This is a genomic window from Streptomyces griseoruber, from assembly GCF_001514205.1.
GTDB classification, from domain to species: Bacteria; Actinomycetota; Actinomycetes; order Streptomycetales; family Streptomycetaceae; genus Streptomyces; species Streptomyces griseoruber.
On sequence record NZ_KQ948770.1, the window covers coordinates 267,293 to 286,671 of the forward strand.

Consider the following 19,379-nt stretch of genomic DNA (forward strand, 5'->3'; position numbering starts at 1 on the left):
CGTATGCCCGTTCCGCTCGACGACGAACTGGGGGAGCTCATGGACCAGGCGCCAGGCAGCCGGCCGGACGGCACCCACAGCGGGCTGCCCTCCTGCTACCGGCATCCGGGCCGCGAGACGGGTGTGCGCTGCACCCGCTGCGAGCGGCCGATCTGCCCGGAGTGCATGGTCAGCGCCTCGGTCGGGTTCCAGTGCCCCACCTGCGTCCGGGAGGGCTCGGGCACGGGGCATCCGCCGGCGGCCTCCCAGCCGCGCACCCTCGCCGGGGGCTCCCTCACGGACGATCCCCGCCTGGTCACCAAGATCCTGATCGGGCTGTGCGTGGCCGTCTATCTGGTCCAGATGGCCGTCGGCGACCGCTTCACCAACAGCTTCGAGCTGCTCGGCCGGGCGTACGTGCCGGTCCTCGGCGGTGTCGAGGGCATCGCGGAGGGGCAGTGGTACCGGCTGCTGACGCCGATGTTCCTGCACGGCGGCGTGGTCCACATCCTGTTCAACATGATGAGCCTCTGGTGGCTCGGCGGCCCGCTCGAACAGGCGCTCGGCCGGGCCCGCTATCTGGCCCTCTACTTCGTCTCCGGTCTGGCGGGCAGCGCGCTGACGTATCTGATCGCCGAGCCCAACCAGCCGTCCCTCGGCGCCTCGGGCGCGATCTTCGGTCTCTTCGGCGCCACGGCCGTGCTGATGCGCCGGATGCGCTACGACATGCGGCCGATCATCGCCCTGCTGGTGATCAACCTGATCTTCACCTTCGGGTGGAGCAACATCGCCTGGGAGGCCCACATCGGTGGTCTCGTCGCGGGCGTGATCATCGGATACGGCATGGTCCACGCCCCGCGTGAGCACCGGGCCCTGGTGCAGTACGGGACCTGTGCGGTGGTGCTGGCCACGGTGGTCGTGTTGACCCTCCTGAGGACCGCCCAGCTCACTTGAGCGCCCTGTTGTCCACAGCGCGTGGCGAATCTTGTGCACAACGTGCGGGAACGGCGACGCCCCCTGCTGATGACCTTGGTTTACGCAGGTCAGGCAGGGGGCGAACGGGCTTTCGGGGGCCGGTGACTGCCGGTAGTTACGTCATACCGGCGTCAACCTCCGGTGAGTTATCCACAGATCGTCGTTTCTTTTCCCCACTCTGTGGACAGAAGGCTCAGGCCTGTGGATAACTCAGTGAACAGCCCTGGGGAGAGCTGGCGGTGACCGCTACTTCCACTGCGTGGAGACGCCGAACCCGGCCGCGATGAACCCGAAGCCCACCACGATGTTCCAGTTGTTCAGCTTGTCGATCGGCAGCGTGCCGTCCGTCACGTAGAAGATGACGATCCAGGCCAGCCCGATCAGGAACATGGCCAGCATCACCGGGGCGACCCAGGTGCTGTTGGTCAGCTTGATCGCGGTCGCCTGCTTCGCCGGCGGCGGCGTGTAATCGGCCTTCTTGCGGATACGTGACTTCGGCACGAGGGTCTCTCCTGTCGATGCGCTGCGTGGCCGCGCAGGTGCTGGTCGGGCTCGGGGGCTGCGTACTAGGGGACTGAGGGGCTCCCCCGGGCGTCCGTTAGCGTAGTGCTTCTACGGCGCCGAAGGAGATAAGGGTACGTTGAGCAATTCTGCCGACTCCCCCCGGACGGGATCAACGCCCCGCCACCGTCCCGTGCGGATGCTCACGGCGGGTGTCTTCGCCCTCGCCGGACTTCTCTTCGTCACCAGCTTCCAAACGGCCAAGGGCACGAACATCCGCACGGACGCCTCCCTGCTGAAGCTCTCCGACCTGATCCAGGAGCACAGCCGCAACAACGGTGAGCTGGACGAGTCCAACGCGGCCCTGCGCGCGCAGGTGGAGTCCCTGGCCGAGGCCGACGACGGCAGCACCAGCGCCGAGGACGAGAAGCTCACGGGCCTGGAGAAGAACGCCGGCACCCAGAAGCTCAAGGGCAAGGCGATCACGGTCACCCTCAACGACGCCCCGCCCAACGCCACCGCCAAGCTCCCCGGCTACCCCGCGCCCCAGCCCGACTACCTGGTCATCCACCAGCAGGATCTCCAGGCCGTGGTCAACGCCCTGTGGAAGGGCGGCGCCGACGGCATCAAGGTCATGGACCAGCGGCTGATCTCCACCAGCGCCGTGCGCTGCGTCGGCAACACCCTGATCCTCCAGGGCCGGGTCTACTCACCGCCGTACAAGATCCAGGCGGTCGGCGACCCCGAGAAGCTCCAGAAGGCGCTCGCGGACTCGCCCGCGATCCAGAACTACATGGTCTACGTCAACGTCTACGGCCTCGGCTGGAAAGTCACCGAGGACGGGACGGTGACTCTGCCGGGCTACTCGGGCACAGTGGATCTGCACTACGCGAAGCCTGTGGAGTAGCAACCGGCGGGAGCGCCTGTGTCGTTACGGGTGATCGTCAGGACGTTCAGCGAGCTGTGCATCACCGTCGGCGCCGTCATCGTGCTCTTCGTCGTCTATGCGCTCTTCTGGACCGGTGTGCGGGCCGACCGGGCCATGGGCGACCAGATCGACGACCTGCACGAGCAGTGGGCGACCCGGCAGCCGGCCCCGCGGGCGAGCACCCCGGCGCCGCCGACGCCGTACCGGAACGGACAGCCCTTCGCGGTGATGTACATCCCGCGTCTCGGTTTCACGTGGAACAAGCCGGTCCTCGAAGGCACCGGGACCGGCACCCTGAAGAAGGGGCTGGGCCACTACACGGGCACGGCACGGCTCGGACAGCCCGGGAACTTCTCCGTCGCAGGTCACCGGCGTACCTACGGCGACCCCTTCAAGGACTTCCCCCGGCTCCGGCGCGGGGACGCGGTGGTGCTCACCGACGGCACGACCTGGTTCACGTATCGGATCGACAAAGGCCCCTACAAAACCGTGCCCTCGGACGTCGAGGTGATCGACGCTGTGCCACGTAAGTCGGGGTACACGCGTCCGGGCCGGTATCTGACGCTGACCACGTGCGATCCGGAATGGGGGCACAGTCATCGGCTGATCGTCTGGGCGCATCTCGACTCCACACAGCCCGTGGAGGCAGGCGAACCCAAGGCCCTGCGCCGTTAGTCTGGTGGCGTACGGCGTGAGTCAGGTGCCGTGGCGCGACGGAAGGGACGGCATGTACGGCTGGATCTGGCGGCATCTGCCGGGAAACGCGTGGGTGAAGGCGCTGATCTCGATCGTGCTGGTCCTGGCTGTCGTCTATGCCCTGTTCCAGTACGTCTTTCCGTGGGCCGAACCGCTGCTTCCCTTCAACGATGTGACGGTGGACAACCAGTGAGCGCGCGCATTCTCGTCGTCGACAACTACGACAGTTTTGTCTTCAATCTCGTCCAGTACCTGTACCAACTGGGCGCCGAGTGCGAGGTCCTGCGCAACGACGAGGTCTCCACCTCCCACGCCCAGGACGGCTTCGACGGTGTCCTGCTGTCGCCCGGCCCCGGTACCCCCGAGGAGGCCGGCGTCTGCATCGAGATGGTCCGCCACTGCGCCGCCACCGGCGTCCCCGTCTTCGGGGTCTGCCTGGGCATGCAGTCCATGCAGGTGGCGTACGGCGGTGTCGTGGACCGCGCGCCCGAGCTGCTGCACGGAAAGACCTCCCTGGTGGAACACGAGGGCAAGGGCGTCTTCAGCGGACTGCCCACCCCCTTCACCGCGACCCGCTACCACTCCCTCGCCGCCGAACCGGCCACCGTCCCGGCCGAGCTGGAGGTCACCGCCCGCACCCACGACGGGATCGTCATGGGCCTGCGCCACCGCGAACTGCCCGTCGAGGGCGTGCAGTTCCACCCGGAGTCGGTGCTGACCGAGCACGGCCACCGGATGCTGGCCAACTGGCTGGTGGAGTGCGGCGACCAGGGCGCGGTGGCGAGGTCGGCGGGGCTCGCCCCGGTGGTGGGCAGGGCCACGGCGTGACCGCGCTGCGCCCCGAGCGCGAGGACTCGTACGGCACCGCGCCGTACGAGTCCTTCGGTGTGGATGCCTATGCCGGGGAGCAGCCGCCGGGCGCCGGGCCGTACGGCGGCGATCCGCGCCCCGGCACCGGGCGGCGGCGGAAGGCGGCTCCGGTCGCCGAGCCGACGGTCGCCGAGCCGACGGTCGCGGAGGCGAGGGTCGCGGAGGCGAGGGTCGGGGAGGCGTTCACACAGCAGCTTCCGCCCATCGACGAGGAGACGGTGGCGCTGCGGATCCCGGAGCCACCGCCGGGCGGGGCCGACGGGTTCGGCGGCGCCACATCGGCCTCTGGCGCCACATCGGCCTCTCCTGCCCCCGGAACCCCCGCGGGTGGCCGAGCGGCCCGCAGAAAGGCCGCCAAGGGCCGTCACGGCCGCCATGGCGGCTTCGCCGCGGGATCCCTCGACGCCGCCGACCCGGCGATCGCGCCCTCGCAGGACGAGCGGCCGCTGTCGCGGGTGGAGGCCCGCCGGCAGGCCAAGGCGCGCAAGCCCAGCGCCGCGGTGGTCGCCAGCCGGGCGGTCGGCGAGGTGTTCATCACCACGGGTGTGCTGATGCTGCTCTTCGTCAGCTACCAGCTCTGGTGGACGAATGTGCGGGCGCACGCCCAGGCCAGCAAGGAGGCGAACAGCCTCCAGGACGACTGGGCCAACGGCAAGCGCAACCCGGGCGCCTTCTCCCCCGGGCAGGGCTTCGCGATCCTGCACATCCCCAAGCTGGACGTGGTGGTGCCGATCGCGGAGGGCGTCAGCAACAAGAAGGTGCTCGACAAGGGCATGGTCGGGCACTACGGCGAGGGCGCGCTGAAGACGGCCATGCCCGAGGACAAGAGCGGCAACTTCGGGCTCGCCGGGCACCGCAACACGCACGGCGAGCCGTTCCGGTACATCAACAGGCTCACCGCGGGTGACGACATCGTCGTGGAGACGCAGGACGAGTACTTCGTCTACAAGATGACGTCCTCGCTGCCGGTCACCTCGCCCAGCAACACCAGCGTCCTCGACGCCGTGCCGCCGCAGTCCGGATTCACCGGTCCGGGCCGGTACATCACCCTCACCACCTGTACGCCGGAGTTCACCAGCAAGTACCGGTTGATCGTCTGGGGCAAGATGGTCGAGGAACGGCCGCGCAGCAAGGGCAAGCCGGATGCGCTCGTCGAGTAGGAGCAGTTGAACGTGGCAGCGACCACCGGCGACACCGAACAGGTACAGGAGACTGGGGCGGACGCGCCTTCGGGGCCGCGCCGCGGGCGGATCGCCCTCGCCGTCAGCGTCTTCGGCGAACTCCTCATCACGGCGGGCCTGGTCCTCGGCCTGTTCGTCGTCTACTCCCTGTGGTGGACGAACGTCGTCGCCGACCGGCACGCCGACAAACAGGCCGACAAGGTCCGGGACAACTGGTCCCAGCAGGACACCGGGCCGGGCGCGCTCGACACCAAGGACGGCATCGGCTTCCTGCATGTGCCCGCCATGAAGAACGGCGAGGTCCTGGTCGAGAAGGGCACCTCGACGGACGTCCTCAACGAGGGCGTGGCCGGCTACTACACCGACCCCGTCAAGGCCGCGCTCCCCACCAGCGGCAAGGAGGGCAACTTCACCCTCGCCGCGCACCGGGACGGCCACGGCGCGAAGTTCCACAACATCGACAAGCTGAAGAAGGGCGACCCGATCGTCTTCGAGACGCGGGACGACTGGTACGTCTACAAGGTCTACGCGATCCTCCCCGAGACCTCGAAGTACAACGTCGAGGTCCTCGGCCGGATCCCCGAGGAGTCCGGCAAGAAGAAGGCCGGCCACTACATCACCCTGACGACCTGCACCCCGGTCTACACCTCGCGCTACCGCTATGTGGTGTGGGGCGAGCTGGAGCGCGTCCAGAAGGTCGACGCGAACCGGACTTTGCCGAAGGAACTGAACGGCTGAGATCGAGGGGCCCAGGACAAACACGAGAGCCTTGGCCAACCGTGGTGACTGGTTGGCCAAGGCCCTGTTCACTGCGTGGGGTGGCTAGCCGCCGGTCTGGCCGAAGATCGTGCCGCCGTTGTTGTTGCCGCCGTTGTTGTTCCCGGTGTTGATGGCGACCAGGTTGACCGTCGTACCGCGGTCGACCGTGCTGCCGGGGCTCGGGTCGGAGCTGATGACCTGGGCGTTGTCGTCCTGGGAGCCGGAGATCTGGCCGACGTTCAGGCCCGCGTCCTGCAGCGCCTGCCTGGCGTCCTTCAGGGTCTTGCCCTGGAGGTCGGACGGCACCTGGGTCTGGCTGCTCTTGCCGACCTGGATCGTGACCGTGGAGCCCTTGTCGACCTGGGCGCCGATCTGGGGGCTGGTCGAGATGACCTTGCCGATCTGGTTCTGGTCCTGGGTGTCGACCTCGACGCAGTTGCCGGTCAGGTCGTTGGCCTGCATCTGGGCCTTGGCCGCCTCACAGCTCTGACCGGAGACGTCGGGCACGGTCGCCTTCGCCTTTTCGGCTGCCACGGTCAGGGTGATCGTGGAACCCTTCTCCCGCTCGGTGTCACCCGCCGGGTCCTGGCTGATGACGACCCCCGGGGTCTGGTCGGACTCCTCGGTCTTCTTCTCGACCTCGAAGCCCTTGGCCTCCAGCTGCTCCTTCGCCTTGTCGAAGGTCAGGCCCTGGACGTCCGGCACCACGACCTTCGGCGCTCCGGTGGAAACCACCAGGTTGACGGTGGAGTTCTTCTTGACCTCGGTCTTGGGGTCGGGGTCCTGGTCGCAGATCTGACCCTTGGGCTGGTTCTCGCAGGCCTTCTCGGTGACCGTTCCCACCTTGAGTTCGACGTTGGTCAACTGCTGTTTCGCAGTGGCCAGGGTCTGGCTGATCAGGCTGGGCACGGGTACCGTCTCGTCGCTCGCGTCCTTGCCGCCGAACGCCCACTTCCCGATCAGGATCGCGCCCACCAGCACCAGGACCGCGGCCACCACCAGCAGGATCGTCGAGGTGTTCGACTTCTTCTGGCGGCGGCGGTCCGGGCGGTCGTCGTAGGTGCCGAAGCCGTAGCCCCCGTCGTCCGGGTTCATCGGCGGCAGCATCGAGGTGGCGCCGCCGTCGGCGGAGCGCAGGGCCGTGGTGGCCTGGTCGTCGCCGTAGCCGTAGCCGACGGAGCCCATCGCCGCCGTGGCCGCGACCGGCTGGCCGTCGAGGCAGGCCTCGATGTCCGCGCGCATCTCGTCGGCCGACTGGTAGCGGTAGTTCGGGTCCTTGACCAGCGCCTTCAGGACGATCGCGTCCATCTCGGGGGTGATCTCGGGGTCGAACACCGACGGGGGCTGCGGCTCCTCCCGTACGTGCTGGTAGGCCACCGCCACCGGGGAGTCCCCGACGAAGGGCGGACGGACCGTCAGCAGCTCGTAGAGGAGGCACCCCGTCGAGTACAGGTCCGAGCGCGCGTCGACCTGCTCGCCCTTCGCCTGCTCCGGCGAGAGGTACTGGGCGGTGCCGATCACGGCCGCGGTCTGGGTCATCGTCATCCCGGAGTCGCCCATCGCACGGGCGATGCCGAAGTCCATGACCTTGACCTGGCCGTTGCGCGTCAGCATGACGTTCGCCGGCTTGATGTCCCGGTGCACGATGCCGCTTCGGTGCGCGTACTCCAGGCCCTGGAGGATGCCGATGGTCATCTCCAGCGTCCGCTCCGGCAGCAGCTTGCGGCCGGAGTGGAGCAGCTCACGGAGCGTGGAGCCCTCGACGTACTCCATGACGATGTACGGGATCGAGACCCCGTCGATGTAGTCCTCGCCCGTGTCGTAGACCGCGACGATCGCGGGGTGGTTGAGCGAGGCGGCCGACTGGGCCTCCCGGCGGAACCGGGCCTGGAAGGAAGGGTCGCGCGCGAGGTCCACGCGCAGCGTCTTCACCGCCACGGCGCGGCCGAGGCGGGTGTCGTGCGCGAAATAGACCTCCGCCATGCCACCACGACCGAGCACATGGCCCAGCTCGTACCGGCCGCCGAGGCGACGCGGCTCTTCCATAGCTACCTACCAGCCCTCTCCGTCGGTCCCGACCGGCACACATGTGCGGTCGAAGGCTGCCGTCCGGGCATACCGTACCCGGACGGCGGTCTGTGACCTGGCCAAGCCCGTCACCCGATGCAGGACCGGTATCGCAACGTGCACCGATGTGCAGGCAACGTGATGGGGGTCACTTCTTGCTGTCGATGACTGCCTTCATCACGCTCCTCGCGATCGGGGCGGCGAGACCACCGCCCGTGATGTCGTCACGGTTGGCGGCGCCGTCCTCGACGACCACCGCGACGGCCACCGGCGCGCTGCCGTCGGACAGCTTGGCGTACGAGATGAACCAGGCGTACGGCTTCTCGCTGTTCTTGAGGCCGTGCTGGGCGGTACCGGTCTTGCCGCCCACGGTGACGCCGTCGATCTTCGCAGCCGTACCGGTGCCACTCTTGACGACCGTCTCCATCATGTCCTGGAGCTTCTGGGCGGTTTCCGCGGAGACCGCCTGGGACAGCTCCTGCGGCTTGGTCGCCTCCAGGGTGTCCAGGTTCGGCGCCTTGAGCTCGTCGACCATGTACGGCTTCATCAGCTTGCCGTCGTTGGCGACCGCCGAGGCGACCATGGCCATCTGCAGCGGGGTGGCCCGCATGGAGCCCTGGCCGATGCCGTCGAGCGCGTTCTGCGGCCGGTTGTCCTTGGGGTAGACGCTCTCCGCGGCGCGCACCGGGGTGTCCAGCTCCGCCTCGTTGAAGCCGAACTTCTCCGCCTGCTCGATCATCTTCTCGTTGCCGACGTTGTCGGCCATCTTCGCGAAGACGGTGTTGCAGGAGACCCGCAGCGCCTCGCGCAGGGTCGCGTTCTCGCAGACTCCGTGCTCGTTGGTGAGGTCGGTGCTGGACTGCGGCAGCCTGAACGGGTCCGGGGTCTTGGTCGCGTCGTCGATGCCCGACACGACGCCGTTCTCCAGCGCGGCCGCGCCGGTGACCACCTTGAACGTGGAGCCCGCCGGGTAGGTCTCGCGCAGCGCGCGGTTGAGCATCGGGTCGTCGGGGTCGTTCTTCTTCTGGACGGCCAGCCAGGCCTCCTGGTCCTTGCTGGAGGACCCGGCGAACTTCGAGGGGTCGTACGACGGCGTGGAGACCAGGGCCAGGATCTTGCCGGTGGACGGGTCGATCGCGGCGACGGCGCCCTTCTTGCCGCCGAGGCCGTTGTAGGCGGCCTTCTGGGCGGCTGAGTTGAGGGTGGTGACGACGCTGCCGCCCTCCTTCTCCTTGCCCGTGATCATGTCCAGGGTGTTGCGGAAGAAGAGCTGGTCGTCGTTGCCGGAGAGGATGCCGTCCTCGAGCTTCTCCAGCTGGTTGGCGCCGAAGGCCTGCGAGGAGAAGCCGGTGACCGGCGCCCACATGGCGCCGTCCTTCCAGGTGCGCTTGTACTTGTAGTCGCCGGTGGTCTCGACGGAGCCGGTGATGGCCTTGCCGTCGACGATGATGTCTCCGCGCGGCGTGGAGTAGCGCGTGATGTTGACGCGGCGGTTCTTGGTGTCGCTCGCGAGGGTGTCCGCCTTGACGTACTGCAGGTAGTTGTCCCGCAGCAGCAGGGTCAGCACGAGAAGGCCGCAGAAGATCGCGATCCGGCGCAGTGGCTTGTTCATGACGGGCGGACCACCTGGGTCATCTCGGCGTCGGGGTTGGAGGCGGGGGCCGGTGCCGGACGCCGCGCGGTGTCGCTGATCCGGATCAGGATGCCGATCAGGGCCCAGTTGGCGATGACGGACGAACCGCCGTACGCCAGGAAGGGCATCGTCATACCGGTGAGCGGGATGAGACCCATCACACCGCCGGCGACGACGAACACCTGGAGCGCGAAGGCGCCGGAGAGGCCGATGGCGAGCAGCTTGCCGAACGGGTCGCGGGCGGCGAGGGCGGTGCGCACGCCGCGTTCCACGATCAGGCCGTACAGCAGGAGCAGCGCCATGATGCCGGCGAGTCCCAGCTCCTCGCCGAACGTGGCGAGGATGAAGTCGGAGTTGGCGGCGAACTTGATCAGCTCGGAGTGGCCCTGGCCCCAGCCGGTGCCGAGGGTGCCGCCGGAGCCGAACGCCCACAGCGCCTGCATGGCCTGCTCGGAGTGACCGATGATGCCCTTCTGGGAGAGCTTGTACTCGTTCATCGGGTCGAGCCAGGCCTGGACACGCTGCTGGACGTGGCTCTCGAACTGGGCCACGCCGACCGCGCCGACGGAGGACATCAGCAGACCGAAGACGATCCAGCTGGTCCGCTCGGTGGCGACGTACAGCATGATGACGAACATTCCGAAGAACAGCAGCGAGGTGCCGAGGTCCGTCTCGAAGACCAGGATCAGGATCGAGATCAGCCAGACCACGATGATCGGGCCGAGGTCACGGCCGCGCGGCAGGTACAGGCCGAGGACGCGGCGGCTGGCGAGGGCGAGCGCGTCGCGCTTCACCATCAGGTAGCCGGCGAAGAAGATCGCGAGCACGATCTTCGCGAACTCACCGGGCTGGATGGAGAAACCGGCGACGGAGATCCAGATCTTGGCGCCGTAGATGTTCTGGCCGAGGCCGGGGACGAGCGGGAGCAGCAGCAGGAAGACCGCGCCGACCATGGAGATGTAGGTGTAGCGCTGCAGGACGCGGTGGTCCTTGAGGAAGATCAGCACCACGATGAAGAGCGCGATGCCCATCGCGGTGTACATCAGCTGCCGGGGCGCGGCCGTGCCCGCCTGCTTGATCTGCTGGAGCAGCTTGGACTGGTCCAGTCTCCAGATGGCGACGAGCCCGAGGCCGTTCAGCAGGGTGGCCAGCGGCAGCAGCAGCGGGTCGGCGTACGGTGCGAACTTGCGTACGACGAGATGGGCGACGCCGGCCAGCAGGCCGAGGCCCAGGCCGTAGCTCAGCAGGCCGGACGGCACCTGGTCGTTGATCGCGAGGCCCACGTTGGCGTAGGCGAAGACCGGGATCACGACGGCGAACACCAGCAGCGCGAGCTCGGTGTTGCGCCGGCTCGGGGTGCCGATCGAGCCGATCGTGGACGTGTGATGCGTCGGCGAATTAGTAGTACTGCTCATGATGTGACAGGGCCTCTCACGGCTTGCCTACTGCTCACCGCACCGCGAGACGACCTTCTGCTCTTCCTCCGAGAGAGTGGGGCCGGGGCTGGGAGTGGCGGTCGCGGACGGGGACGGGGACGACGAACCCGACGGCTTGCTCGGGTTCGGGGTCGGGCTCGGTGAAGCCTTGGACGTGAGGGACACGGGGGTGGTTCCCGTGCCGCCGCCGGCCTGGCCGGAGCCGGTCTTCGAACTGGCCGAGGTCCTGGCCGCGCCGGCCTGCGTCTGCTTCTGGCACGCGGACGCCTGGACCGACAGTTCCTCGATCTTCTTCTGGGCGCTGCTCAGGCTGCCCTCGGGGATCGTGGCCTGGACCTGCTTCTGCTGGTACTCCGGGAGGTACTTGAGTTCGATCTCGGGATGGTCCTTCTCCACCTTCGAGAGCGAGACCCAGGCCAGGTCCTGGCTGATGCCCCGGTACAGCGCGAGGTGCTCGCCGTTGGTGCCGACGTAGTACTGCGTCTGCGTCCAGCGCCAGCCGCCGTAGAGACCCCCGCCGATGACGGCGAGGGTGAGGACGCTGTAGAAGGATCTCTTCAGCCACCTGCGGCCCTTGCGCGGCTTGACGAAGTCCTCGTCGGTGTACTCCCCGAGGCCGTCGGTGGAGATGAAGCCGGTGATGTCGCCGCCGGAGCCGGGCGGGCCGAACTCGCCGCCCCCGCCGCCCGCGTGGCGCCTGCGGCCGAGGTTCGAGGCACGGCCGGCCGGGGTCTGCATGATGCCGTTGTCGTGCAGCTGGTGCTGGGTCTCGGCGACCGCACCGACCACGACCGGGGTGTCGGAGAGCTGTCCGGCGAGGGTGTCGCCGGTGTCCAGGTCGAGGACGTCGGCGACGATGACCGTGATGTTGTCGGGGCCGCCGCCGCGCAGCGCGAGCTGGATCAGCTCCCCCACGGTCTCCTGCGGGCCCTGGTAGCTGGCGAGGGTGTCCTCGAGGGTCTGGTGGGAGACCACCCCGGACAGTCCGTCGGAGCAGATCAGATAGCGGTCGCCGGCCCGGACCTCACGGATCGACAGATCGGGTTCGACGTGCTCGCCGCTGCCGAGGGCACGCATCAGCAGGGAGCGCTGGGGGTGGGTGGTGGCCTCTTCCTCGGTGATGCGGCCCTCGTCGACCAGCCGCTGCACCCAGGTGTGGTCCTGGGTGATCTGGGTCAGTACGCCGTCCCGGAGCAGGTAGGCGCGCGAGTCGCCGACGTGCACCAGACCGAGGCGCTGGCCCGTCCACAGCAGGGCGGTCAGGGTGGTCCCCATGCCTTCGAGCTGGGGGTCCTCCTCGACCAGGGAGCGCAGCTGGTCGTTGGCGCGCTGGACCGCCGTACCGAGCGAGGTGAGGACGTCGGAGCCGGGCACGTCGTCGTCGAGGGCGACGATGGTGGAGATGGCCTCGGAGGAGGCGACCTCACCGGCGGCGGCGCCGCCCATGCCGTCGGCGATGGCGAGCAGGCGGGGACCGGCGTACCCCGAGTCCTCGTTGCCCTCGCGGATCATGCCCTTGTGCGATCCGGCGGCGAAACGCAGTGACAGACTCATGCCCACCTCGCCCGTCGGCCCCGGGTACAGCCGGTCGTGTCGAGCCACACTGCCCACCCTCCGGTCGGGAGCGCGCCCGGGACCGGGGTGCCGGCCGCCCTGGCGTGCTCGCTCCGCTCGCGCTCAGTCATGATGTAGCACTACTTCCGCAGCTCGATGACGGTCTTGCCGATACGGATCGGCGCGCCCAGCGGGATCGGCGTGGGGGTCGTCAACCGCGTTCGGTCGAGGTACGTGCCATTGGTGGAGCCCAGGTCCTCGACGATCCACTGGCCGTCGCGGTCCGGGTAGATCCTGGCATGACGGCTGGAGGCGTAGTCGTCGTCCAGCACGATCGTGCTGTCGTGCGCGCGGCCCAGGGTGATGGTCTGGCCCTGCAACGCGACGGTCGTGCCGGTGAGGATGCCTTCGGACACGACGAGTTTGGTCGGGGCGTTACGGCCCCGGCGGCCGCCGGAGGCGGCGGGCTGCTGGCGCTGCTGCGGGGGCGCCTGCTGGCGCTGTGCCTGCTGCGGTCGTCCCGCTTCCCGTCGCGAGCCGCGCTGGGTGACGCGCGTACCGAACAGGTCGCTGCGGATGACCTGTACGGCCACGATCACGAACAGCCACAGTACGGCCAGGAAACCCAGCCGCATGACCGTGAGGGTCAGCTCTGACATTGCCCCCGCTTCACCCTTCGGCTTGCCTATAGATAACGGTGGTGCTGCCCACGACGATCCGCGAGCCGTCGCGGAGCGTAGCGCGGGTGGTGTGCTGTCCGTCCACCACGATGCCGTTGGTGGAACCGAGATCCTGGATCGTCGAGGGCGAACCGGTCCGGATCTCACAGTGCCGGCGGGAGACACCGGGGTCGTCGATCCGTACGTCGGCCTCGGTGGAGCGGCCCAGCACGAGGGTGCCGCGGGAGATCTGGTGGCGGGTGCCGTTGATCTCGATCCAGTGGCGGGTGCGTGAGCCGGGTGCGGGGGCGCCGGCGAGGCCGCCGCCCGCGGCGCCGGGGCGCTGGGCACCGGCGGGCGGATAGCCGTAGCCGCCGGCGGCCGGCGGCGGCGCGGACGGCATGGGGGGAGCGGCGGTGCCGCCGGCGGGCGGGTAGCCGTAGCCGCCGGGCCGCTGGGCGGGGCCGCCGCCGGGCGCGCCCGCGGCGGCCTGGCTGCTGGAGGAGGCGAGCGTACGGCTGCGCACCCGGTACAGGCCGGTGTCGAGGTCGTCGGCCTTCTCCAGGTTGACCTTGATCGGTCCCATGAAGGTGTAGCGCTGCTGCTTGGCGTAGTCGCGCACCATGCCGGCGAGCTCGTCGCCGAGCTGGCCGGAGTAGGGGCTGAGGCGCTCGTGGTCGGGCGCGCTCAGCTCCACGATGAAGTCGTTGGGGACGACGGTCCGGTCGCGGTTCCAGATCGTCGCGTTGTTGTCGCACTCGCGCTGGAGCGCTCCCGCGATCTCCACGGGCTGGACCTCGGACTTGAAGACCTTGGCGAAGGTGCCGTTGACCAGACCCTCGAGACGCTGCTCGAACTTCTTCAGGACTCCCATGGGGCACCTCCTCCGTCGTGACCTGCGTCCCGTGTCCTGCTGCCTACCTGGTACTGCTTACTGATCGTATCCACGCGCCGGTGAATCGGCTGGTTCCCCCTGTCGGCCCCGTCGACGGGTGTCGACGCCCTCGTCCTCACCTGTCTCCGTACCTGCTTCCGTACCTGTTTTCTGCCCAGGATCGTAGAGGCGGCCAAGGACCAGTGTCCCGCACCCGACTGTGGACCTCGTCCGGCTCCCGGGGAGACGGACGCCATAGGTACGAGGTTGATACGTGAACCAGTCACCGCCGAGACGTACGAGGTTGCCGTCGGCCTCTCAGGGGACCTGTGCCCCGGATAAGGGATGTGAACGCACCCTGGTCACCGTGCTAGTGTTCTGCATGTCGGAAGGCGCCGGGACGAAAAAGCCCGAACCCGGAAGACACACCCAATGCGCGGGTGGCGGAATAGGCAGACGCGCTGGATTCAGGTTCCAGTGCCCGAAAGGGCGTGGGGGTTCAACTCCCCCCTCGCGCACCAGACGGAAGCCCCCAGGTCTCGGACCTGGGGGCTTCCGCGTGTTCGGATCCGTTTACCGTGTGTGAGGAACGTCTCAGACTGTCGGCCTCCTTGGTTTCACGTGAAACAGGGCTGCCGTGATGCAGGCCACGGGCTGTACGGTCGGCTCGAATTGATCGACGTGTACGGAAATGCGGGGGAGGCGGTCAACGTGACCGAGGCCGAGGCGGGGGCAGTTGCGGGCGAGGCGCGCAGACTGCCTCATGTGCGTGGGTTCGCCGGGCGATTCGCGGCGGAGGCGGCGGAGGTCGCGGCGGGGACCGGGGCTCGTGCACCGAAGGAGCGGGGCAAGGCGCTGCGGGACGCGGTCGCGCGGTCCTCGCACGCCCTGCTCGACCTGGACGCCTCCCGCCCGGACGCGGTGACGGCGGTCGAGGAGTCCAACCAGGGGCGTATCCCGGAGCTGACGCCGATACGGGTCGGACGGATGGCGGCCACCCCGTTCGCGTTCCTGCGCGGTTCGGCCGGACTCATGGCCCATGACCTCGCCCGCACCCCGATGACCGGGATCGGCGCCCAGATCTGCGGTGACGCCCACGCGGCCAACTTCGGTCTCTACGGGGACGCCCGCGGCGGGCTCGTCATCGACCTCAACGACTTCGACGAGACGGTCCACGGCCCCTGGGAGTGGGACCTCAAGCGGCTCGCCGCCTCCCTGGTGCTCGCGGGCCGGGAGGCCGGCGCCGACGAGGACACCTGCCGCCAGGCCGCCCACGGAGCGGCCGGCTCCTACCGCCGCACCATGCGGCTGCTGGCCAGGCTCCCGGTGCTGGACGCGTGGAACGCGATCGCCGACGAGGAGCTGGTCTCCCACGCCGACGCCCACGACCTGGTCGGCACGCTGGAGCGGGTCTCGGAGAAGGCGCGGGCCAACACCAGCGGGCGGTTCGCGGCGAAGTCGACCACCCGTACCGAGGACGGCGGCCGTCGCTTCGTCGACGCCCCGCCGGTGCTGCGCCGGATCCCGGACGAGGAGGCCGCGGCGGTGGCCCTCTCCCTGGAGCCGTACCTGGCCACCCTCTCCGAGGACCGCCTCCCGCTGCTGTCCCGGCACGCGGTCCACGACGTCGCCTTCCGGGTCGTCGGCACGGGCAGCGTCGGCACCCGCTCGTACGTCGTCCTGCTCCTGGACCACCGGGGCGAGCCGCTGATCCTCCAGGTGAAGGAGGCGCGCGCCTCGGCCCTGGTGCCGCATCTGCGCACGGCCGGCGTCGAGACGCCGGACGAGGGCCACGAGGGCCGCCGGGTGGTCCTGGGCCAGAAGCGGATGCAGGTCGTCAGCGACATCCTGCTGGGCTGGACGACCGTCGAGGGCCGGCCCTTCCAGGTACGGCAGTTCCGCAACCGCAAGGGCAGCGTCGACCCGGCCGCGCTCGCCGCCGACCAGGTCGACGACTACGGCCGGATGACCGGCGCCCTGCTGGCCCGCGCCCACTCCCACAGCGCCGACCCGCGGCTGATCGCCGGCTACTGCGGCAAGAACGAGGAGCTCGACGAGGCGATCGCCGCCTTCGCCGTCACCTACGCCGACCGCACCGAGGCCGACCACGGCGATCTGGTGACGGCGGTGCGGGCGGGGCGGATCGCGGCGGAGCCGGGGGTCTAGTGCCGAGGCAGGCGACGTTCGCCCCGTCGCGACGCCCGGCACGCACTCTCGCCGCACCGGCCGAAAGCCCAAGTACGTCCAGTACGAGGACTTCCGGCCGGCACGCCGAGAGCACGCACCGGACGCCGCTCCTTGACGGGCAAACGTTGCCTGCCGCGGCACTAGGACGCGTGCAGCTGACGACCGGGTCGGGGAGGGCGTCTCGGCCGGGCTGGCGGCCTGTCTGCGGGCCGTGGACGACCGGCCGGTGCTCATCGTCGCCTCGGTGTGCGGCGGATGCGGTGGCCGGGTCTTCTCCCTGGAGGTCAACGCGTCCGCGGCGCGCCGGGAGTGCCGCGGCTGCGGGAGCCGTGCCTTCCTCGCCGACAGCGAGGAGTTCTGGGGCGAGGAACGCTGGGAGGACGATGTGCCCGGCATCGCCGAGTGCCCCTGCGGCGGTGAGCGGTTCGAGTCGGCGGTCGCCTTCAGCCTGGGTGAGGACGGCGCGGTGCGCTGGGTGACCGTGGACCTGCGCTGCGAGGACGACGGCTTCGCCGGGGTGTACACGGACTGGAAGATCGACTACCGGCCCACGGGCCGTCTGCCGACCCTGTCGTAGCCGGTCGGAGCGGTGAGCCGCCTCGGGGCGGGCGGGCTTGGCCTAGGCTGGTCGGGTGACGACCCCCGAAGCTGAGCAGTCGCGGCCCGAGGAGCGGCTGGAGCAGGCCGTGCGGGCCGCCGAGCAGGCGTTGATCGAGTTCGAGATCGCGGTGGAGACCTTCCGCGTCGAGGTCGAGAACTTCTCGCGGCTCCACCACCAGAAACTCGGCCCCATGTACACCCGGCTCGACGAACTGGACGCACAGATCGCCGAGGCGAGGGCGGCCCGCACCGGCGACCCCGAGGACCTGCGCCAGGCGCAGGAGGCGCGGGCCCGGGTGCTGCCCATGCCGGGGGTCGAGGAGCTGTTCCACGGCTGGATGGACGGCAACGGACTCTTCCCCGAGGCCGTGGCGATGCTCACGGAACAGCCGGTACGGCCCCCGGAGCGGGTGCGGCCCAGCGAGGAGGCCCGCAAGCTCTATCGCGAGCTGGCCCGCAAGGCCCACCCCGACCTGGCTCAGCAGGACGCGGAGCGGGCCCGGCGCGAGGAGTTCATCACCCGCGTCAACGCCGCCTACGCCCGCGGTGACGAGGCCGCGCTGCGCGAGCTGGCCGAGGAGTGGGCCGCCGGCCCGCCCCCCGCCGAGCGCCGCCCGACGCCCAGCGAGGAGCTCTACGCCCGTCTGGAGTGGCTCGCCGAACGCAAGGAGCTGCTCACGCTGGTCGCCCGCAATCTGGAGGACAGCGCCATCGGCTCCATGCTGAAGATGGCCCCGGACGACCCCGACCGCCTGCTGGACGAGATCGCCGAGCAGCTGCTCGCGGACGTCGCCAAGAAGGAGGCGGAGCTCGCGGAGCTGGTGGGGTAGCTGGGGCAGCCGGTCCTGTCACGTCCGGTAGCGTCGGGGGCATGAGTTTTGGAGCTGGGGTGCCCACGGTCGAGGTCGGAGAGGTCGCGGACGGCGACTTCCTGCTGGACGTCCGTGAGGACGACGAGTGGCAGGCGGGTCACGCCGAAGGCGCGCTGCACATTCCCATCAGTGAGTTCGTCGCCCGCTACGGTGAGCTGACCGAGGCGGCCCCGCAGGACGGACGCGTCCATGTGATCTGCCGCTCCGGCGGCCGCTCGGCCCAGGTCACGATGTACCTCGTCCAGCAGGGCATCGACGCGGTGAACGTCGACGGCGGCATGCAGTTCTGGCAGGCCCTGGGCCGTCCCGTGGTGACGGACGAGGGACGGCCGGGGGCCGTTCTGTAGCGCCTCCGCGGCGCCCTTCAGCCGGACGCCCCTCAGCCGACGAGAGGATGGGCGGCCAGCAGGTCGCCCAGGGCCTCCTCGTGCGCCGCCGCCGGTCCGAGCGACAGCTCCAGATGCTTCGCCCAGGCGTGGTAGCGGTGCAGCGGGTAGTCGACGTCGGCACCGAACCCGCCGTGCAGATGCTGTGCCGTCTGCACGATCCGGCGTACCCCTTCCGAGGCCCAGATCTTGGCCACGGCGACGTCGCCGGAGGCGGGCAGCGCGCCCGGCGCCCCGGAGGCGATCCGCCAGGCGGCCTGCCACAGGGTGACCTCCATGGCGCGCAGATCGATGTAGCGGTCGGCGGCCTGCACGGCGACGGCCTGGAAGGTGGCGATCGGGTGCCCGAACTGCTCGCGCTTGCTCGCGTAGTCACCGGTCATCCCGAGGACCCGGTCCCCCAGACCGAGCGCCAGCGCACAGGTTCCGGTGGCCAGCAGCTGCCGCAGCCACTCCGCGGCACCCTCGGCGGTGAGGACGTACCGGGCCGGGATCCGCGCCGACTCCAGCCGCAGTTCGCCGAGCCGCTCCCCGGTGGTGGAGATCTGCTCGGCGAGGACGACCCCCTCCTGCTCCCGGGCGACCACGGCGAGGACGCTGCGGTCGTCGCCGGTGCGCGCCGGCACGAGGACGTAGTCGGCGTCATGGGCCCAGGGCACCGCCGTCTGGACCCCGTCCAGGAGCCAGTCGCCCTCGCCGCCCTGGCCGCGCGCGCCGCCGTCGCCGTCCCGTCGGGCGGTCACCGCGAGTTCGGCCGCGTCGTGCCCGGTGCGGCCGTGCGAGGCGACCGTCAGCACGGCCCCGCCCCGCCCGGCCCGCGCGAGCAGCTCGGCCTTCAACTCCGGCCCGCCGTAGGCCTGTACGGCCGCGGCGGCCGCGGTGTTCTCCAGCAGCGGCACCCGCGCCAGCACCTTCCCGGCCTCCCGCAGCACCAGGCACAGCGCCACGGCGTCCAGTCCGGCCCCGCCGTACTCCTCGTCGAGCAGCAGGCTCAGCAGGTCCGCCGAGGCGAGCCTGCCCCACAGCGCCCGGTCGAAGTCGTCCGCCACCGGGCGACCCTGGGTGAGCGCGGGGCTCGGCACGGCGTCGGGCGCGACCCCGGCGAAGACCCCGCGGGCCGCCTCGGCCGCCGCCTGTTGCTCCTCGCTGAAGGTGAAGTCCACGGCCTGTCCTCTCCGAGGGGTCGGCTGATCCGGCGGAACTCCGATGGCTGCGCCCGGAT

General features: G+C 69.8%; 19 protein-coding genes and 1 tRNA gene. 12 read left to right on the top strand and 8 right to left on the bottom strand.

Features of this window, described 5'->3' with window-relative positions; all coding sequences use genetic code 11:
* The first annotated feature begins 39 nt into the window (after positions 1-39).
* On the top strand, positions 40-933 hold the full coding sequence (locus tag AQJ64_RS21805; protein ID WP_055636225.1) for a rhomboid family intramembrane serine protease: 894 nt from the start codon (positions 40-42) through the stop codon (positions 931-933).
* Positions 934-1,200: 267 nt separating this feature from the next.
* Here AQJ64_RS21805 and crgA read toward each other — a convergent pair whose 3' ends face one another.
* Positions 1,201-1,455, bottom strand: a complete 255-nt coding sequence (gene crgA, locus AQJ64_RS21810) for a cell division protein CrgA (protein WP_055636219.1) — start codon at positions 1,453-1,455, stop codon at positions 1,201-1,203.
* 139 nt (positions 1,456-1,594) lie between these two features.
* Here crgA and AQJ64_RS21815 point away from each other — a divergent pair, with 139 nt between their 5' ends.
* Genes AQJ64_RS21815 through AQJ64_RS21835 form a run of 6 tightly spaced genes read left to right on the top strand, consistent with a single transcriptional unit; the run spans position 1,595 to position 5,868 of the window.
* Positions 1,595-2,362 (top strand): DUF881 domain-containing protein, encoded by a 768-nt coding sequence (locus tag AQJ64_RS21815; protein ID WP_079061836.1) that lies wholly within the window; start codon positions 1,595-1,597, stop codon positions 2,360-2,362.
* 18 nt (positions 2,363-2,380) lie between these two features.
* Positions 2,381-3,058: a class E sortase gene (locus tag AQJ64_RS21820; protein WP_055636217.1), complete on the top strand. Its 678-nt coding sequence runs from the start codon at positions 2,381-2,383 to the stop codon at positions 3,056-3,058.
* A 4-nt stretch (positions 3,059-3,062) separates the two neighbouring features.
* The gene (locus AQJ64_RS46230; RefSeq protein WP_079061838.1) at positions 3,063-3,272 is read left to right on the top strand and encodes a hypothetical protein; all 210 of its coding nucleotides are present in this window, start codon (positions 3,063-3,065) and stop codon (positions 3,270-3,272) included.
* Positions 3,269-3,907 carry an aminodeoxychorismate/anthranilate synthase component II gene (locus tag AQJ64_RS21825; RefSeq protein WP_055636216.1) on the top strand — a complete coding sequence of 213 codons (639 nt, stop codon included), beginning with the start codon at positions 3,269-3,271 and terminating at the stop codon, positions 3,905-3,907. Before AQJ64_RS46230 ends, AQJ64_RS21825 begins: the two co-directional genes overlap by 4 nt.
* Positions 3,904-5,109: a class E sortase gene (locus tag AQJ64_RS21830; protein WP_055636215.1), complete on the top strand. Its 1,206-nt coding sequence runs from the start codon at positions 3,904-3,906 to the stop codon at positions 5,107-5,109. The genes AQJ64_RS21825 and AQJ64_RS21830 overlap by 4 nt, the downstream gene beginning before the upstream one ends.
* Positions 5,110-5,121: 12 nt before the next feature.
* Positions 5,122-5,868 carry a class E sortase gene (locus tag AQJ64_RS21835; RefSeq protein WP_055636214.1) on the top strand — a complete coding sequence of 249 codons (747 nt, stop codon included), beginning with the start codon at positions 5,122-5,124 and terminating at the stop codon, positions 5,866-5,868.
* Between the two features lie 84 nt (positions 5,869-5,952).
* Here AQJ64_RS21835 and pknB read toward each other — a convergent pair whose 3' ends face one another.
* The 6 genes from pknB to AQJ64_RS21865 form a co-directional block, all read right to left on the bottom strand.
* Positions 5,953-7,935, bottom strand: coding sequence for a Stk1 family PASTA domain-containing Ser/Thr kinase (gene pknB / locus AQJ64_RS21840; protein ID WP_055636213.1), 1,983 nt, complete (start codon positions 7,933-7,935; stop codon positions 5,953-5,955).
* Positions 7,936-8,104: 169 nt separating this feature from the next.
* A complete protein-coding gene (locus AQJ64_RS21845) occupies positions 8,105-9,568 on the bottom strand; it encodes a penicillin-binding transpeptidase domain-containing protein (protein ID WP_055636212.1) in 1,464 nt (487 codons plus the stop codon).
* Positions 9,565-11,004, bottom strand: a complete 1,440-nt coding sequence (locus AQJ64_RS21850) for an FtsW/RodA/SpoVE family cell cycle protein (protein ID WP_055636211.1) — start codon at positions 11,002-11,004, stop codon at positions 9,565-9,567. The genes AQJ64_RS21845 and AQJ64_RS21850 overlap by 4 nt, the downstream gene beginning before the upstream one ends.
* Before the next feature lie 27 nt (positions 11,005-11,031).
* A complete protein-coding gene (locus AQJ64_RS21855; protein ID WP_055636210.1) occupies positions 11,032-12,579 on the bottom strand; it encodes a Stp1/IreP family PP2C-type Ser/Thr phosphatase in 1,548 nt (515 codons plus the stop codon).
* A gap of 140 nt (positions 12,580-12,719) precedes the next feature.
* On the bottom strand, positions 12,720-13,238 hold the full coding sequence (locus AQJ64_RS21860; protein WP_055636209.1) for an FHA domain-containing protein FhaB/FipA: 519 nt from the start codon (positions 13,236-13,238) through the stop codon (positions 12,720-12,722).
* A gap of 10 nt (positions 13,239-13,248) precedes the next feature.
* Positions 13,249-14,112, bottom strand: coding sequence for an FHA domain-containing protein (locus AQJ64_RS21865; protein ID WP_055636208.1), 864 nt, complete (start codon positions 14,110-14,112; stop codon positions 13,249-13,251).
* Positions 14,113-14,546: 434 nt separating this feature from the next.
* On the opposite strand from AQJ64_RS21865, the gene AQJ64_RS21870 reads away from it, so the two are divergent.
* The 5 genes from AQJ64_RS21870 to AQJ64_RS21890 all read left to right on the top strand — a co-directional run bounded on the left by AQJ64_RS21870 (position 14,547) and on the right by AQJ64_RS21890 (position 18,118).
* Positions 14,547-14,633: transfer RNA gene (locus AQJ64_RS21870), tRNA-Leu, on the top strand.
* Positions 14,634-14,823: 190 nt separating this feature from the next.
* Positions 14,824-16,278 carry a DUF2252 domain-containing protein gene (locus tag AQJ64_RS21875; RefSeq protein ID WP_055636224.1) on the top strand — a complete coding sequence of 485 codons (1,455 nt, stop codon included), beginning with the start codon at positions 14,824-14,826 and terminating at the stop codon, positions 16,276-16,278.
* A gap of 232 nt (positions 16,279-16,510) precedes the next feature.
* Positions 16,511-16,876 (top strand): hypothetical protein, encoded by a 366-nt coding sequence (locus AQJ64_RS21880; RefSeq protein WP_240512776.1) that lies wholly within the window; start codon positions 16,511-16,513, stop codon positions 16,874-16,876.
* A gap of 55 nt (positions 16,877-16,931) precedes the next feature.
* Complete coding sequence (locus AQJ64_RS21885) at positions 16,932-17,729, top strand: J domain-containing protein (protein ID WP_055636206.1); 798 nt, start codon at positions 16,932-16,934, stop codon at positions 17,727-17,729.
* A 59-nt stretch (positions 17,730-17,788) separates the two neighbouring features.
* The gene (locus tag AQJ64_RS21890) at positions 17,789-18,118 is read left to right on the top strand and encodes a rhodanese-like domain-containing protein (protein WP_055636205.1); all 330 of its coding nucleotides are present in this window, start codon (positions 17,789-17,791) and stop codon (positions 18,116-18,118) included.
* A 32-nt stretch (positions 18,119-18,150) separates the two neighbouring features.
* Here the strand turns inward: AQJ64_RS21890 and AQJ64_RS21895 are convergent, their stop codons facing one another.
* On the bottom strand, positions 18,151-19,320 hold the full coding sequence (locus AQJ64_RS21895; RefSeq protein WP_055636204.1) for an acyl-CoA dehydrogenase family protein: 1,170 nt from the start codon (positions 19,318-19,320) through the stop codon (positions 18,151-18,153).
* Between the last annotated feature and the right edge of the window lie 59 nt (positions 19,321-19,379).

Bases quoted from the DNA above. Each gene is read 5' to 3' on its own strand.
- AQJ64_RS21855 (WP_055636210.1), bottom strand. From the start codon at position 12,579: ATGAGTCTGTCACTGCGTTTCGCCGCCGGATCGCACAAGGGCATGATC.
- AQJ64_RS21805 (WP_055636225.1), top strand. From the start codon at position 40: ATGGACCAGGCGCCAGGCAGCCGGCCGGACGGCACCCACAGCGGGCTG.
- AQJ64_RS21860 (WP_055636209.1), bottom strand. From the start codon at position 13,238: ATGTCAGAGCTGACCCTCACGGTCATGCGGCTGGGTTTCCTGGCCGTA.
- AQJ64_RS21845 (WP_055636212.1), bottom strand. From the start codon at position 9,568: ATGAACAAGCCACTGCGCCGGATCGCGATCTTCTGCGGCCTTCTCGTG.
- AQJ64_RS21850 (WP_055636211.1), bottom strand. From the start codon at position 11,004: ATGAGCAGTACTACTAATTCGCCGACGCATCACACGTCCACGATCGGC.
- pknB (WP_055636213.1), bottom strand. From the start codon at position 7,935: ATGGAAGAGCCGCGTCGCCTCGGCGGCCGGTACGAGCTGGGCCATGTG.
- AQJ64_RS21865 (WP_055636208.1), bottom strand. From the start codon at position 14,112: ATGGGAGTCCTGAAGAAGTTCGAGCAGCGTCTCGAGGGTCTGGTCAAC.